The 14,599-nt window shown below is 69.6% G+C and carries 10 protein-coding genes; 4 read left to right on the top strand and 6 right to left on the bottom strand.

What is annotated here, in order from left to right; all coding sequences use genetic code 11:
* Nucleotides 1–40: 40 nt before the first annotated feature.
* The 6 genes from ASG51_RS02040 to ASG51_RS02015 all read right to left on the bottom strand — a co-directional run bounded on the left by ASG51_RS02040 (nucleotide 41) and on the right by ASG51_RS02015 (nucleotide 8,163).
* Nucleotides 41–3,265 (bottom strand): efflux RND transporter permease subunit, encoded by a 3,225-nt coding sequence (locus ASG51_RS02040; RefSeq protein ID WP_056212833.1) that lies wholly within the window; start codon nucleotides 3,263–3,265, stop codon nucleotides 41–43.
* Nucleotides 3,266–3,631: 366 nt separating this feature from the next.
* The gene (locus ASG51_RS02035) at nucleotides 3,632–3,856 is read right to left on the bottom strand and encodes a YbdD/YjiX family protein (protein ID WP_056212834.1); all 225 of its coding nucleotides are present in this window, start codon (nucleotides 3,854–3,856) and stop codon (nucleotides 3,632–3,634) included.
* Nucleotides 3,857–3,861: 5 nt separating this feature from the next.
* On the bottom strand, nucleotides 3,862–5,928 hold the full coding sequence (locus ASG51_RS02030) for a carbon starvation CstA family protein (protein ID WP_056212837.1): 2,067 nt from the start codon (nucleotides 5,926–5,928) through the stop codon (nucleotides 3,862–3,864).
* 158 nt (nucleotides 5,929–6,086) lie between these two features.
* Complete coding sequence (locus ASG51_RS02025; RefSeq protein ID WP_056378692.1) at nucleotides 6,087–6,719, bottom strand: hypothetical protein; 633 nt, start codon at nucleotides 6,717–6,719, stop codon at nucleotides 6,087–6,089.
* Nucleotides 6,709–7,518 carry a YgcG family protein gene (locus tag ASG51_RS02020; RefSeq protein ID WP_056378689.1) on the bottom strand — a complete coding sequence of 270 codons (810 nt, stop codon included), beginning with the start codon at nucleotides 7,516–7,518 and terminating at the stop codon, nucleotides 6,709–6,711. Before ASG51_RS02020 ends, ASG51_RS02025 begins: the two co-directional genes overlap by 11 nt.
* Before the next feature lie 6 nt (nucleotides 7,519–7,524).
* Nucleotides 7,525–8,163 carry a LemA family protein gene (locus ASG51_RS02015; RefSeq protein WP_056212844.1) on the bottom strand — a complete coding sequence of 213 codons (639 nt, stop codon included), beginning with the start codon at nucleotides 8,161–8,163 and terminating at the stop codon, nucleotides 7,525–7,527.
* Between the two features lie 219 nt (nucleotides 8,164–8,382).
* Between ASG51_RS02015 and ASG51_RS02010 the strand changes: the two genes are divergently transcribed.
* The 4 genes from ASG51_RS02010 (at nucleotide 8,383) to ASG51_RS01995 (ending at nucleotide 14,530) form a co-directional block, all read left to right on the top strand.
* Nucleotides 8,383–8,700 (top strand): SelT/SelW/SelH family protein, encoded by a 318-nt coding sequence (locus tag ASG51_RS02010; RefSeq protein ID WP_056212846.1) that lies wholly within the window; start codon nucleotides 8,383–8,385, stop codon nucleotides 8,698–8,700.
* Complete coding sequence (locus ASG51_RS02005) at nucleotides 8,697–10,934, top strand: HWE histidine kinase domain-containing protein (RefSeq protein ID WP_082513824.1); 2,238 nt, start codon at nucleotides 8,697–8,699, stop codon at nucleotides 10,932–10,934. Before ASG51_RS02010 ends, ASG51_RS02005 begins: the two co-directional genes overlap by 4 nt.
* 576 nt (nucleotides 10,935–11,510) lie before the next feature.
* The gene (locus ASG51_RS02000; RefSeq protein WP_056212848.1) at nucleotides 11,511–12,884 is read left to right on the top strand and encodes a methyl-accepting chemotaxis protein; all 1,374 of its coding nucleotides are present in this window, start codon (nucleotides 11,511–11,513) and stop codon (nucleotides 12,882–12,884) included.
* Nucleotides 12,885–12,988: 104 nt separating this feature from the next.
* A complete protein-coding gene (locus ASG51_RS01995; protein ID WP_056378687.1) occupies nucleotides 12,989–14,530 on the top strand; it encodes an AMP-binding protein in 1,542 nt (513 codons plus the stop codon).
* Nucleotides 14,531–14,599: the final 69 nt, after the last annotated feature.

The raw sequence follows: 14,599 nt of genomic DNA, 5'->3' as shown, positions 1-14,599 counted from the left end.
GGCCTCATCCTGCCATCCCTGTTCCAGACCCGCCAACGGCTCACGCGTAATCCTCCAGCGGCTTGACCGCGCCCCGGCGCAGGAGCGTGTACAGGAACGGCACGAAGAGCAGCGTCGCCGGCGTGCCGATGGCGATGCCGCCCATGACGGCCCGGGCCAAAGCCGCGTTCTGCTCGCCGCCCTCGCCCGTGCCGAGGGCCATCGGGATCAGGCCGAGGAACATCGCGCTCGCGGTCATCAGCACCGGCCGCAGGCGGGTCTCGCCGGCGAGCAGGGCCGCCTCGACGGCGCCGCATCCCGTGGCCTCGCGATGCTCCTTGGCGAAGGTCACCAGCAGGATCGAGTTCGCGGAGGCGATGCCCACCGACATGATCGCCCCGAAGAGCGAGGGAATCGAGAACGTCGTCCCGGTGATGAACAGGCTCGCGACGATGCCGCAGAAGGCCAGCGGCAGGGCGGCCAGCACCACGAAGGGATCGCCCCAGCTCTGGAAGTTCACCGCCATCAGCAGGTAGACCGCCACCAGGGCGATCGCGAGGCCGACCTGAAGCCGGAAGAAGGCCGATTCCATGTTCTCGATCTGGCCCCGGACCGTGATCTTGTCGGGGGCCGGCAGGGCCTTCTGCTCCTCGGCGACGATCTGGCGGATCGCCTTCGACACCGAGCCGAGATCGCTGTCCTGCACCGCTGCGTAGACGTTGAAGGTCGGCTGGGTGTTGACGTGGTTGATCACCGTCTGCGACCCCTCGCGGCGCAGGGTCGAGACGCTGGAGAGGAGCGTCAGCACGCCCGGCGCATCCGCATTGCCGTTGACGAGGAGCGGCGTGTTCTGGAGCGCGGTGAGCGAGTCGTTGCGGTATTCCGGCGTCTGCACCCAGAGCTGGTAGGGGATGCCGGTCTTCGGGTCGGTCCAGAAGTTCGGCGTCACCTGAAACGAGCCCGACAGCGAGACGTTCAGCCCCTGGGCGATCTGCTGCTGGGTCAGCCCGAGCTCCGAGGCGAGCCGCCGGTCGACGTCGACGAAGAATTGCGGCGTGCCGACGATCTGGTGCAGGTGCACGTCGACCGCCCCGCGCACCGCCTTCAGGCGGCGGACGATGCTCTGGGCCACCTCGAGGTCCTTGGCGGTGTTGCGGCCCGAGACCTGGATGTCGATCTGCGCCAGGGTGCCGAAGTTCAGGATCTGGGTGATGATGTCCGAGGGCTGGAAGTAGAACACCACGTCGGGGAAACGCTCGCGCAAGACCTCGCGCAGGCGCTTGGTGTAATCCGCCACCGAACCGTGGCCCTCCTTGAGGTTGATGAGCATCTGGCCGTCGTTGTAGGCGACGAACGAACCGTCCGAGAACGCGAAATTGTAGTTGTTCGCCGGCAGGCCGATATTGTCGAGGATCTGGTCGATCTCGCCCTCGGGGATCACCTCGCGGACCACGTTCTCGACCTGGGCGAAGACCTGCTCGGCCGTCTCGATGCGCATGCCGGGCCGCGTCCGCAGATGCAGGGTCATCTGGCTCGAGGCGACCTGCGGGAAGTAGTCCTGCCCCACGAAGACGAAGAGCCCGGCGGTGGTGGCGAAGACGACGGCCACCAGGGTCAGCGTCGCGGCGCGGCGGGCGACGACGACGTGGAGCAGGCCGAGATAGCCGCGCTGGAAGCGCGCGAACCGCGCCTCGAAGCCGTGGCGGACCCAGCCGGCCAGCCGAAAGACCGGGCCGCCGATCCACGCGAGGGCGCGGGCGACGCGTCCCCGCCGCGGCGCGGCGCCCGCCCCGTGCTTGGCGTCGTATTCCCGCGCCACCAGCACGTCGATCAGCACCGGGACCAGGGTGCGCGACAGGACGTAGGAGGTCAGCATGGCGAACACGACCGCCAGGGCCTGGGGCGTGAACAGGTATTTCGGCGTGTCCGTGAGGGCGAAGACCGAGACGAAGGCGGCGCAGATCGACAGGGTCGAGATCAGTGCCGGCTTGGCGATGCCGGCCGCGCCCTCTACCACCGACTTGCGGAAGGGCTCGCCCTCCTCAAACAGCCGGTAGGTGTTCTCGATCGCCACCGTCGCATCGTCGACCAGGATGCCGACCGCCAGGGCGAGGCCGCCCAGCGTCATCACGTTGATGGTCTCGCCGAGCGCCGCCAGGATCGCCAGGGAGGTCAGGATCGAGAGCGGGATCGAGACCAGCACCACGATGGTGGAGCGCCACGACCCGAGGAACAGCAGGATGGTGAGGCCCGTCAGGCCCGCCGCGATGATCGCCTCGTGGATCACGCCCTCGATGGCGGCGGAGACGAAGACCGACTGGTCGAACAGCGGCTTCAGGCTCATGCCCTCGGGGGCGGCGGCCTGGATGTCGGGCAGCGCCTTCTTCACGTTGTTGACGACATCCAGCGTCGAGGCGGTGCCGTTCTTGAAGATGCGCATCAGCACCGAATGCAGGCCGTCCGCGCGCACGATGTTGACCTGCGGCGGGCCGCCGTCGCGCACGTTGGCGACGTCGCGCACCAGGATCGGCTGGCCGCCCACCACCTTGATGGGGATCTGGTTCAGGGCCTCGATCGCCTCGGGCGAGGCGTTGAGCTGCACCGGGTATTGCTGCTCGCCGATCTTGGCGAGGCCGGAGGGGATCGTCAGGTTCTGGGCCGTCACCGCGTTGGTGACGTCCAGCGCCGTGAGCCCGAGGGCCTGGAGGGCGTGCAGGTCGAGATCGACCATGATCTGGCGCGGGGTGCCGCCGAAGGGCGAGGGCAGGGTCGAGCCCGGCACCTGGGTCAGGCGCTGGCGGATGCGATACTGGGCGTAGTCGAAGACCTTGGTCAGGCTCTCCCGGTCGGACGAGAGCGCGAGCTGGATCACCGGCACCGAGGAGGCCGAGAAGCGCAGGACGATGGGGGGCTGCACCCCGGGCGGCATCGTCGCGCGGATCGAGTTCATCGCCGAGACGACCTGCGCGATGGCCAGATCGATGCTCACCGCGCCGTCGAAGTAGATCTTCTGGATCGCCGTGCCCTGCAGGGTCGTCGATTCCATCCGGGCGATGTTGTTGACGTTGTTCGAGAGCGAGAACTCCGCGTAGGTCGTGATGCGACGCTCCATCTCGGAGGTCGACAGGCCGTTGTAGGTCCACACCACCACGACCACCGGGATATCCACGGTGGGCAGCACGTCCTTGGGCGCGACCACGACCGCCGCCGCGCCGCCGAGCATCATCAGCACGGCCAGCACGTAGATCGTGATGCGGAACTTCAGAGCATACTGGACGAGGCCCATGCGGCTCCCACGCGATCGCGTTCAGGCTGGTGTACCACGGTGGTCGCATGCCACCGGTTCCTCTGTAGCCGTGACGCCGCGACGCAATCGAGGTTTCAAGCCGGGATTTTTGTTTCCGGGTGTAAACCGGGGGCCGCATCGCCGGCGCCGCGGCCCGAGGCCTGGGCAGGCTTCGTCGGGACGTCGCGGCCGAGGCCGCTCGGCACCGCGTCACCCGAGCCCGTGGGGATGGCCCACGCGGCGGGCTCGGGGCCGGGCCAGGGGGCGGCATACGCGGGCGTGTCTGCGTGTGATCGGATGGCTGCGGAGGACGCGCGCGAGGCCGTCCGTCCGGTGAAGACCCGCCGGTACGGCAGGCGGTGGCGCTCAGCAGCAGCGGAAGCCGCTGCGGTTGCCGACGCCGAAGCGGGCATTCTCCCGGTTCCGGAAGAACTCCCGCTCGCTCATGGGCTCCTGGTCCGCATGCGTCCTGCGGATATGGGCGGCATAGGCCTCGTAATCGCCCTGCCCCACCATCAGTCGGGCGCCGTCGCAGACGCATTTCGAGAAGGTCTTGAGACGGTCCCGCAATTCGGTCGACGACAGCGCCATGGGCTTTACTCCGCGGGAACGGCGGCCGGGCCGCCGCTCTCCAGGGCGGTCCAGCGATCGGCCCGATAGGCCTTCACGCAGGCCATGATGCCGAAGGTGGCGATGGCGAGCACGAGGCCGACGAACAGCACCGCGAGGGCGGCGTCGATCCGATCGTTGAAGACGATCTTGTGCATGTCGGCCATGCTCTTGGCCGGCGCCAGCACCTTGTTCTCGGCGATGGCCGCCGAGAAGCGATCGGCGTGGGACAGGAAGCCGATCTTGGGGTCGGCCGAGAAGATCTTCTGCCAGCCGGCCGTGAGGGTGCAGACGCAGAGCCAGACGGTGGGGATGATCGTGACGAAGGCGTAGCGCTCGCGCTTCATCTTGAAGATCACCACGGTGGCGAGCGTCAGGGCCACGGCGGCCAGCATCTGGTTGGAGATGCCGAACAGCGGCCACAGGGTGTAGATGCCGCCGAGGGGATCGGTGACGCCCTGGTAGAGGAAGTAGCCCCAGGCGCCGACGCAGAGGGCGGTGGCCAGGATGCTGGGCGCCCAGGCCGTCGTGTCCTTGAAGCGCGGCGAGACGAGGCCGAGCAGGTCCTGCAGCATGAAGCGCCCGGCGCGCGTGCCGGCATCCACCGCGGTCAGGATGAACAGCGCCTCGAACAGGATGGCGAAGTGGTACCAGAACGCCATCATCGCCTTGCCGCCGATGGCCGAGGAGATGATGTGCGCCATGCCGACCGCGAGGGTCGGCGCGCCGCCGGCGCGGGAGATGATCGAGTGCTCGCCGACGTCCTTGGCCGTCTGGGCGATCTGCTCCGGCGTGATGGCGAAGGCGGGATCGAGCTTCGTCACCGCGGCCGCCGCGCTCTCCGGCGTCGTGCCGACGAGGCCGGCGGGCGAGTTCATGGTGAAGTAGATGCCCGGCTCGATCACGCTGGCGGAGACCAGCGCCATCACGGCCACGAAGCTCTCCATGAGCATGCCGCCGTAGCCGATGAAGCGGGCATCGGACTCGCGGTCGATGAGCTTGGGCGTGGTGCCCGAGGAGATCAGCGCGTGGAAGCCCGAGACCGCGCCGCAGGCGATGGTGATGAACAGGAACGGGAACAGCGACCCGGCCCAGACCGGTCCGCTGCCGTCGACGAACTTGGTCACGGCCGGCATCTGCATGTGCGGGGCGACGTAGGCGATGCCCAGCGCCAGGCCGATGATCGTGCCGATCTTGAGGAAGGTCGAGAGGTAGTCGCGCGGGGCGAGCAGGAGCCAGACCGGCAGGATCGAGGCGATGAAGCCGTAGCCGATCAGCAGCCAGCAGAGCTGCGTGCCCGTGAAGGTGAAGACCGGGCCCCAGTAGGGATCGGCCGCCACGTTGCCGCCGTAGACGATGGCCAGCATCAGCAGCACGAAGCCGATGATCGAGACCTCGCCGACCTTTCCGGGCCGGATGTAGCGGGCGTAGAGGCCCATCAGCATCGCGATCGGGATCGTCGCCGCGACCGTGAAGGTGCCCCAGGGGCTCTCGGCCAGGGCCTTCACGACGATCATCGCCAGCACCGCCAGCAGGATGACCATGATCATGAAGGTGCCGAACAGGGCGATGACGCCCGGAATGGTGCCGAGTTCGGACCGGATCAGCTCGCCCAGCGAGCGGCCGTCCCGGCGCATCGAGATGAAGAGGACCATGAAGTCCTGCACGGCGCCGGCCAGCACCACGCCGGCCAGGATCCAGAGCAGGCCCGGGAGGTAGCCCATCTGCGCGGCGAGCACGGGGCCGACCAGCGGCCCGGCGCCGGCGATGGCGGCGAAGTGGTGTCCGAACAGCACGTTGCGGTTGGTGGGGACGTAGTCGAGCCCGTCGTTGTGGACGTGGGCCGGCGTCCGGCGGCTGTCGTCGAGCCGCATGACCTTGGAGGAGATGAAGAGCGAGTAGTAGCGATAGGCGATGAGATAGACGCAGACCGCCGCCACGACGATCCAGAGGGCGTTGACCGTTTCCCCGCGCGTCGTCGCGACGATGGCGAGGGCGGCCGCCCCCAGCGCTCCCACGAGGGCCCAGGGCCCGTGCTTCGTTACCGCACTCATAGACGTCTCGCTCCTGCGACCTGTCCTTCGTGGCTGGTCGTCAAGGGCTCTTCTTGCGCAAATTCTTCCGCAGGGCCAGAGGCCCGCGATTTCAATCGGTAGGGATTGAATAACCCATCCCCCGTTTGTCACCGCGGGTTGCGAAAGGTCCGCGATCCTCAATCGAGTTCGATGACGCGGTTCGGCAGGGCGTCGAGGGGTCTGGCTTCCGGCGGAAGTGGCCCGGCCAGGATGGTGCCGACCTGCCCGACGGCTTCGGTCAGGCCCGCCTCGGCCTCGCCGCGGCGCAGGGCGGCCAGGAGCGCCTCGATCGCGCCGGACCAGGCGCCGGGCGGGACGCGCGCGGCAACGCCGTGATCGGCCACGATCTCGGCATGGCCCTCGGCCCGGGCGACGTAGATCAGCACCCCGGTCCGCCCTGCCGTCCGGCTGAGGCCGCGGGTCGTGAATTCGCGCAGGGCCTGTTCGTGGGCGCGATCGCGGCGGATCGCCCGTGGGACCAGGGCCATCCGAACCCGGGGATGGAGACCCGCCAGCAGCGCCAGCAGGACCACGGCGACCTGCGCCAGCGCGATCGTGGCCGCGCTCCACGGCGTCAGGACGATCAGCGGCCAGGGCAGGACGAGGCCGGCGGCCAGGGCGAGCAGCAGCGGCGCGGAACGGTAGAGTCCGGCACGGGCGGCCACCAGCACGACGATCTCGCCGGACGTCGCGGTCTCGGCCCGGCGGATCGCCTCCGCGATCCGCGCCCGCGCCGGCGCATCGAGAAAGGGCGGTCGCTTACCAGTCACCGGAGGCTCCTCCCCCACCCGACGAGCCGCCCCCGCCGGAAAAACCGCCCCCATCGAAGCCGCCCGAGACGCCGCCGCTCCAGCCCCCCGAGGATGGCCCCGGCAGGATGATGAAGCCGCCCCCACCGCTCCGCCGCCCGCGGTTCATCCGGTAGACGACGAACAGGACGACGAAGAACAGGATGATGAAGATCACCACCTGTCCGGGATCGGCCTCGTCGCTGCGTACCTGCGCCTTGCGTTGCCACTCCTCGGCGTCGCCCGCGAGGATCGACAGCACCGCGTCGACGCCCGCGTTGATGCCGCCGGCGTAGTCGCCGGTCTTGAAGCGTGGCGTGATCGCGGTGGTGATGATGACCTTCGAGAGGGCATCGGTGAGGGCCCCCTCGAGGCCGTAGCCGACTTCGATCCGGACCTTGCGCTCGTTGGGGGCGACGAGGAGCAGCGCCCCGTTGTCGGTCTTGGCCTGCCCGAGCTTCCAGGCGCGGAACAGGCGGTTGGCGTAGTCCTCCACCGTCCGGCCCTGCAGGCTGGGGACCGTGGCGACTACAACCTGATCGGAGGTCTTGTCCTCGTAGGCCTTCAGCTTGGTCTCGAGGACCGTCCGGTCCTCGGGCTTCAGGAGGCCGGCGCCGTCGACCACCCGCCCGGTCAGGGCGGGGAAGGTCGGTTCGGCGCCACCGGCCTGCGCGTGCGCGAGGCCGGTGGCGCCGACGACGAGCCAGAGCCCGAGGATCAGCCGCGCGGCGATCGACCGGATGGCGTCTGTCCCGGCGCTGCCCGGGCGCGGACGGTCCATGGCGGGCTAGAACTTCACGTTCGGCGGGCGCTCGGCGTTGGGCGTCGCCGTGAAGGTCTCCATCGGCTTCGCGTCCGGGTAGAAGATGGCGGCGATCCACCGGCCCGGAATGGTGCGGACCTCGGTGTTGTAGTCCTGGACCGCGGCGATGTAGTCGCGGCGGGCGACGGCGATCCGGTTCTCGGTGCCTTCGAGCTGCGACTGCAGGGCGAGGAAGTTCTGGTTCGACTTGATGTCGGGGTAGCGCTCGACGGTGACGAGGAGGCGGCCGAGGGCGCCCGAGAGTTGGTTCTGCGCGTCCTGGAATTCCTTGAACTTCTGTGGATCGCTCACGGTCGAGGCGTCGACCTTGACGCTCGACGCCTTGGCCCGCGCCTCGGTCACGCCGATCAGCACGTCCTTCTCCTGCTGCGCGTAGCCCTTCACCGTCTCGACGAGGTTCGGGATCAGGTCGGCCCGGCGCTGGTACTGGTTCTGCACCTCGCTCCACGAGGATTTCGCCCGCTCCTCGAGGGTCGGGACCCGATTGATCGCTCCGCAGCCGGTCAGGGTCGTGCCCAGGGCGAGAGCCGCGACAGCGATCCGAACCCTGCCGAGCCAGGCCCGGACGGGACCCGTCGTCGGGGTGACGACACCTGAACGCATGCTTGGACTCCTTGGCCATCGGCGCGCCGCGCGAAGATCGGTCCCTCACCGGCCCGTGAACACACATAGGCGCATCGGCGCTGCGATAAAGGCGCACAGGGAAAAACTTGGCCGGTTGACGGGAAAACGTCGCCGAACCCCACCGAAGACCATCGCCGTGCGAAGCCCGGGCGCGCGTTTCGGTTGACAAGCCGGGAGCGATCGGTCGCTTTACCCGCCATGGACGAAACGCCCCGCCCATCGCCCGAGAAGCCGCGGGTTTCGATCACCTACTGCACGCAGTGCCAGTGGCTGCTGCGGGCGGGATGGATGGCGCAGGAACTCCTCTCCACGTTTCGCGACGACCTCGGGGAGGTGGCGCTGATCCCCGGCACCGGCGGCGTCTTCGTGATCCTGTGCGGACCGCACCTGATCTGGGATCGGACGCGCGACGGCGGCTTCCCCGACGTCAAGGTCCTCAAGCAGCGCGTTCGGGATCACCTCGCGCCGGATCGCGACCTCGGACACATCGATCGCGCGGGCGTCGCGCGCTCATGAGCCATCCGCCTCCCGGAGAGACACCGCCTCCCGGAGAGACCCCGACCGGGCGCCGCACTTGGCGCCGGGGGTGGGGGTCGCTCGCCTCCGCCTTCGCGCGTGTCCGACAGCGCGGTTTCTCGACCCAGGTCTACCTGGTCGCCCTGGTGATCGCGCTGATCGGACCGGGATTGCTGTTCACGGCGATCCTGCTCGCGCGCTACGCGGGAACCGAGCGGGCCCGCTTCGAGCAGGATGCCCGCGAGAACGTGCGGAGCATCGCCCTCTCCGTCGACCGCGACACGGCGGGCCTCGTCTCGGTGCTGCAGACCCTCGCCACATCGCCGCGACTGAAGGACGGCGAGTTCGACAATTTCGACGCCCAGGCGCGCCTCGTGCGGGACGCGGTCGGCCTCGACATCCTGCTTCGGCGACCGGACGGACAGCAGGTCGTGAACACGGCGGTGCCGCGCCGGGCCCCGCTGCCGCGCAGCGGGCTGCCCTTCGATCGCGAGATCGCCACGGGCAGCCAGCGGGCCGTCGTCTCGGGCTACGTCAAGGGCATGAAGCCCACGGACGCGACCTATGCGGTCGCGGTGCCGGTGTTCGGCGAGGGCGGCGTCACCCATATCCTCAGCTTCACGGTCCCGATCGGCCGGCTGGACGGCCTGGTCGCCCGGGAAGCCGTCGAGGGCTGGACCACCGGCCTCTCCGACCGGGACGGGGTCATCCTGGCGCGGGTGCCCGATCCGGAGACCAATATCGGCTCGCAGCGCCTCGCGACCCTGCGTCAGTACCAGACCGCGACGCCGAATGTCTGGGAGGGCAAGGATCGGCGCCTCAAGGCCGTGACGGTCGTCGAGGCCCGCTCCCGCCTCACGGGCTGGACCGCGGCCGCGATCATCCCGCAGGCCCTGGTGGAAGCGCGCCTGCGCAACTGGATCTGGGCCTTCTGCGGCTTCGGCCTCCTGGTGCTGGCGACCTCGTCCATCCTGGCGGTTCACCTGTGGTCGCGGGTCTCGCAGCCCCTGCGCCGGCTCGCCGCGACGGGGCCGGCCCTCTCCCGCGGCGAGGTCATCCCGCGGATCACCTCGCCGATCCACGAGATCCGGCGCCTGGGGGACGTGCTCGCGGAGGCCTCCCAGCGCCTGCGCCTGCGCAGCGACGAGCGCGACCGGGCGCTGGCGGAGACCGAGCGCGGCCTGAGTGCCCTGCGCGAGAGCGAAGCCCGCTTCCGCCACATGGCCGATTCCGCGCCGGCCCTGATCTGGATGACCGACGAGAACGCCCGGATCAGCTTCGCCAACATGCATTTCGACCACATGTTCGGGCTGCATACGGCCGCCGTGCTGGCCGGCGAGGATTGGCGCCGGATCCTCTTCGCGGAGGACTACGAGGCCTTCGCGACCCGCTTTCGGGACGCCTTCGCGGCGCGGGTGCCCTTCCAGGCCGACGTCCGGGTGGTGGACCAGGACGGCGTCGTGCGCTGGCTGCGCTGCGAGGGGGTGCCGCGGACGGACGATACCGGCAATTTCCTCGGCTACACGGGCTGCAACGTCGACATCACCGACGCCAAGCGCGCCGCCGAGCACCAGCAATTGCTGATCCACGAACTGAACCATCGCGTGAAGAATACCCTGGCCACCGTGCAGTCGATCGCGGGACAGTCCCTGCGCCGGCTCGAGGGGCCGGAGGCCACCGCGGCCCGAGCCGCGTTCGAGGCCCGCCTGCTGGCCCTGGCCCGGGTGCACAACGTCCTCACCCGGGAGAGCTGGGACGGCGCCGAGCTTGGGAACGTCGTGGCCGACGCCATCGCGCCGCTGGATGCGGCGGAGGGGCAGCGCTCCCGGTTCTTCGTCTCCGGCCCAGCCCTGCGGCTGCCGCCGCGCCTGGCCTTGTCGATCGCCATGGCGCTCCATGAGCTCGGCACCAATGCGGTCAAGTACGGGGCGCTCTCGCAGGAGGGGGGCACGGTGACGATCGCCTGGTCGGTGGAGCGCCAGGCGGAGACCCGCCTGATCCTGCGCTGGAGCGAGGCGGGCGGCCCCCCCGTCGTCCCGCCGACCCGGACCGGCTTCGGCTCGCGCCTGATCGAGCGCAGCCTGGCCCGGGAACTCGATGGCGAGGTCCAGTTGCTGTTCGCGGCCAGCGGTGTCGTCTGCACCATCGAGGCCCCGGTCCCCCCGCCGACTCTGCTGGAGCGCAAGGCGGACCTCATCGGCCCGCGCGAGATGCCGCTCTCCCGCTCGGCCTGAGCCGGACTCGATCCGGACCGGCGGCCGAGCGGCGTCGATCCGACGCGCCGCCCGTCTTCCTCCGCGCCTGCCCGGGCGCCATCCTGAATTGGATGGGCCGTGCCGTGCCGGGCCTCGCGGGATGGTTCAGCGCCTGAACAGATTTGGTCCAGGCGGACGCCCCTCGGTCTCGCCGGAGGTTGCGGGCGGCGATCCCCGGGCCACGCGCGGGCCTCCCGGCATCGCCGGCCTGTGTCGAAGTGGACGTCGCGTTCGGCCGGGTGTCCCACCTGGGCTGGACCGGACGGATGATCCCTCAGGCCTCCGCAAGGGTTCTGAATTCGTCATAGATACTAACAATCAATATGGAATTTTAAATAAATTATAATGAAACGCTAAAGCTTACCGAACCAAAACTGGTGGTAGACAACAAGCACTGATTGTGGCGAGCCACCTGTTAATTGTTCGCGTTGCACAACAGCGCATCGCGGTGCGAGACGGAACGCTTCTCGATTTTGAGCGGGTGTTTCAGGCCATAAGGATACATTAATGGAAGATCGGTAGATCACATCGCTACGCCTTACAGGACCAACCGCGATGCTCGGCCTTCCCTTCGCTCGTTCCACCCCGAAGTCGCCCGTCACCGAGACGGCGCCGGATGCCGCTGGGATCCGCGACGAAGCCCGTCTGGTACAGGCGGTGGAATCCCTGATGGTGAGCCAAAATCTCGCATCGGTCGATCTGCCCGAGGGGCCGCTCCGCGCCGCGATCGAGCGGTTGCATGCGAATCGCGAAGCCGATCTCCTGCGCAGCCTGGCCACCACCGCCTCCGTCGCCCGCGAGGCTTCCGAGGCTGCGACGAACACGGGCTGGATGACCTACGACGTCGGTGAGGTGGCGAGCGCCACCCAGACGATCGCGGGCGCCGCCGAGGAGATGGCGGCTTCCGTGGCGGAGGTGGCGCAGACCTCCGAGACCGTGGTGACCGTCGCGCGGGATGCCCTCGCGGAGACCCAGGCCTGCATCCAGGACGCGCAGAAGGCGCGCACGGCGATGCACGAGATCGATGTCCGGACCTCGCAGATCTCCGATCGCGTCGTCGTCCTCGAGCGCGCCATCGCGCAGATCGAGGTGATGGCCACCACCATCGCGGCGATTTCGGCGCAGACCAATCTCCTGGCCCTCAACGCCACCATCGAGGCCGCCCGGGCGGGCGAGGCCGGCCGCGGGTTCTCCGTGGTGGCCGCCGAGGTGAAGTCGCTCTCCGCCCAGACCGCCAAGTCCACCGGGGAGATCCGCGGGCTGCTGAGTACCCTCACCGCCGAGATGGGCGCGATCTCGGAGGCGGTTCACGAGAGCCGCAGCGCCGTCACCACGGGCCGCACCATCGTCGATCACCTCGAGCACCGGATCGTCGAGACCAATGCCCGCATCGCGCAGGCGAGCGACCTGAACCAGGCGATCTCGCACATGCTGGGACAACAGCGGGCCGCGACCTCGGAAATCTCGACCAGCGTGCAGAACATCGCCGCGAAGGCCTCGAAGACCCACGAGGAAATCGAGAAGATCACGAGCCGGCTCGTGCGCGCCGAGGCCACCGGCCAGACGGCGCTGAACGCGAATGCCCGCGACGTACCGGTCTACGCCCTGGTGCGCCTGCCGGCCGATCTCGGCGCGTGGAAGCGCAAGCTCGCCCGGGTTCTCGTCGGCATGGCCCAGCCGGATCCGATCCTGGCCACCCCGTCGGGCCAGCCCGGCCGGAGCCTGAAGACGGACCTGGCCGGGACGGCACCGGCCGCCCACCCCGCCTTCGCCCGGCTGGTGGCTGCGGAGAGCAAGGCCTTCGCGGAAGCCGGCAAGATGCTGGAAGCCCTCAAGGCCAGCAACTGGGATGTCGGAACCCCCGCCTACCAGGCCGCCGCGGAAGCGATGAAGGAGATGCTCGTCGCCGCCAAGGAAATCGCCGGCTGAGGGCCGGCCGCGCCGCGGGGCGGCGCGTCGGAAACGGGGAGCGGGTGCCCTTGTCGAGGCGCCCGCTTTCGGCTTCCTTGCGCGGGTCGCCACGGAGCCCTCGCTTGACCTCATCCCTTGCCGCCGCCGCCGAGGCCCCGCCGTTCAACGGCGCGCGCTTCTGCCTTACCGAGAATGCCCGTCTGCGCGCCCACAAGACGGCGCTCATCATGGCGGGAGTCGGCGACGACGTTCGCGTCCTGACCTTCGGCGAGGTCGATCGGGCGGTCCGGGCCATCGGGGCCGGGCTTCGGTCCCTCGGCCTCGCGCCCGGCGCGCGCGTGATGATTCGCATGGGCAACGAGGCGGACTACGTGCTGGTCTACTTCGGAGCCCTAGCCGCCGGCTTCGTGGCCCTGCCGGCCTCGCCGCAACTGACCGAGCCCGAGGCCGCGTTCCTGATGGAGAATGCGGGCGCGTCCGTCGTGGTCGTGGGGGCGGGCCATGCCGTCGATCCGGCCGGGCTCGGGGGGCGAATTCTGCTCCGGCCCGACGACATCGCCGCGATGAAGGCCGGGCCGCTGCTGCCCGATTACGCGGACACCCGGGCCGAGGACCCCGCGACCCTGGTCTACACCTCCGGCACGACCAGCCGGCCCAAGGGCGTCCTGCACGCGCATCGCGCCATCCGCGGGCGCCGGCCGATGCACGCGCACTGGCTCGGCCTGTCGGAGCACGACGTCATGCTCCATGCCGGTACGATGAACTGGACCTACGCGCTGGGCGTCGGGATCACCGATCCCTGGGCCTGCGGCGCCACGGCGGTGCTCTACGACGGCCCGCGCGATCCGGCGATCTGGCCGGCCCTCATCGCCCGCCATCGGGCAACGCTCTTCGCCGCCGTGCCGAGCGTCTACCGCCAGATCCTGAAATATGCCGATCTCGGGGCCGTCGATCTCGGCACCCTGCGCCACGGGGTGACGGCGGGAGAGGCCCTGTCGCCAGAGCTCCTCGCGGCCTGGACGCAGGCGACCGGCAAGCCCCTCTACGAGGCCCTCGGGATGAGCGAGTGCTCGACCTACGTCTCGAGCGGCCCGACGATCCCCGTGCGCCCCGGCTCCCCCGGCAAGCCGCAGCCCGGGCGCCGCGTGGCGATCCTGTCGCCCGAGGGCCCGGCCGAGCCGCTGCCGCCCGGAGAGGTCGGCCTCCTCGCCATCCACCGCTCCGAGCCGGGCCTGATGCTGGGCTACTGGAACCGGCCCGAGGAGGAGGCCGCGGTGATGCGCGGCGACTGGTTCGTCGGTGGCGACCGCGCGAGCCTCGATGCGGACGGCTACCTGACCTACCACGGCCGCAACGACGACCTCATGAACGCCTTCGGCTATCGGGTCTCGCCGAACGAGATCGAGGGAGTCGTGATCGAGCATCCCGACGTCGCCGAGGTCGGCGTCGCGGAGATGGCGGTCCGGGCCGACCTCAGCGTCATCACCGCCTTCGTCGTGCCGAAGCCCGATGCCGTGCTGGACGCCGACGACATTATGGCCTGGTGTCTCGATCGCCTCGCGACCTACAAGTGCCCCCGCGAAGTGCGCTTCCTGGATGCGCTGCCGCGCACGGCGAACGGCAAGATCCAGCGCAAGCGCCTCGCCGCCAGCGTCGGCGCCTGAGACGGCACGGCGGCCGCAAGAGCCGCCCTGCCCGGCCCGTCCGGCGGCCCCGGGGCATCGACCGGGCCT

It is taken from the genome of Methylobacterium sp. Leaf465 (assembly GCF_001424705.1).
GTDB lineage: Bacteria > Pseudomonadota > Alphaproteobacteria > Rhizobiales > Beijerinckiaceae > Methylobacterium.
Note: the sequence above shows the minus strand (reverse complement) of the source record. Positions and strands in the feature narration are given on the sequence as shown.

What these genes read in the sequence shown, in the direction of transcription:
- ASG51_RS02040 (WP_056212833.1), bottom strand. Translation starts at nt 3,265, where the DNA reads ATGGGCCTCGTCCAGTATGCTCTGAAGTTCCGCATCACGATCTACGTG.
- ASG51_RS02035 (WP_056212834.1), bottom strand. Translation starts at nt 3,856, where the DNA reads ATGGCGCTGTCGTCGACCGAATTGCGGGACCGTCTCAAGACCTTCTCG.
- ASG51_RS02030 (WP_056212837.1), bottom strand. Translation starts at nt 5,928, where the DNA reads ATGAGTGCGGTAACGAAGCACGGGCCCTGGGCCCTCGTGGGAGCGCTG.
- ASG51_RS02020 (WP_056378689.1), bottom strand. Translation starts at nt 7,518, where the DNA reads ATGGACCGTCCGCGCCCGGGCAGCGCCGGGACAGACGCCATCCGGTCG.
- ASG51_RS02015 (WP_056212844.1), bottom strand. Translation starts at nt 8,163, where the DNA reads ATGCGTTCAGGTGTCGTCACCCCGACGACGGGTCCCGTCCGGGCCTGG.
- ASG51_RS02010 (WP_056212846.1), top strand. Translation starts at nt 8,383, where the DNA reads ATGGACGAAACGCCCCGCCCATCGCCCGAGAAGCCGCGGGTTTCGATC.
- ASG51_RS02005 (WP_082513824.1), top strand. Translation starts at nt 8,697, where the DNA reads ATGAGCCATCCGCCTCCCGGAGAGACACCGCCTCCCGGAGAGACCCCG.
- ASG51_RS02000 (WP_056212848.1), top strand. Translation starts at nt 11,511, where the DNA reads ATGCTCGGCCTTCCCTTCGCTCGTTCCACCCCGAAGTCGCCCGTCACC.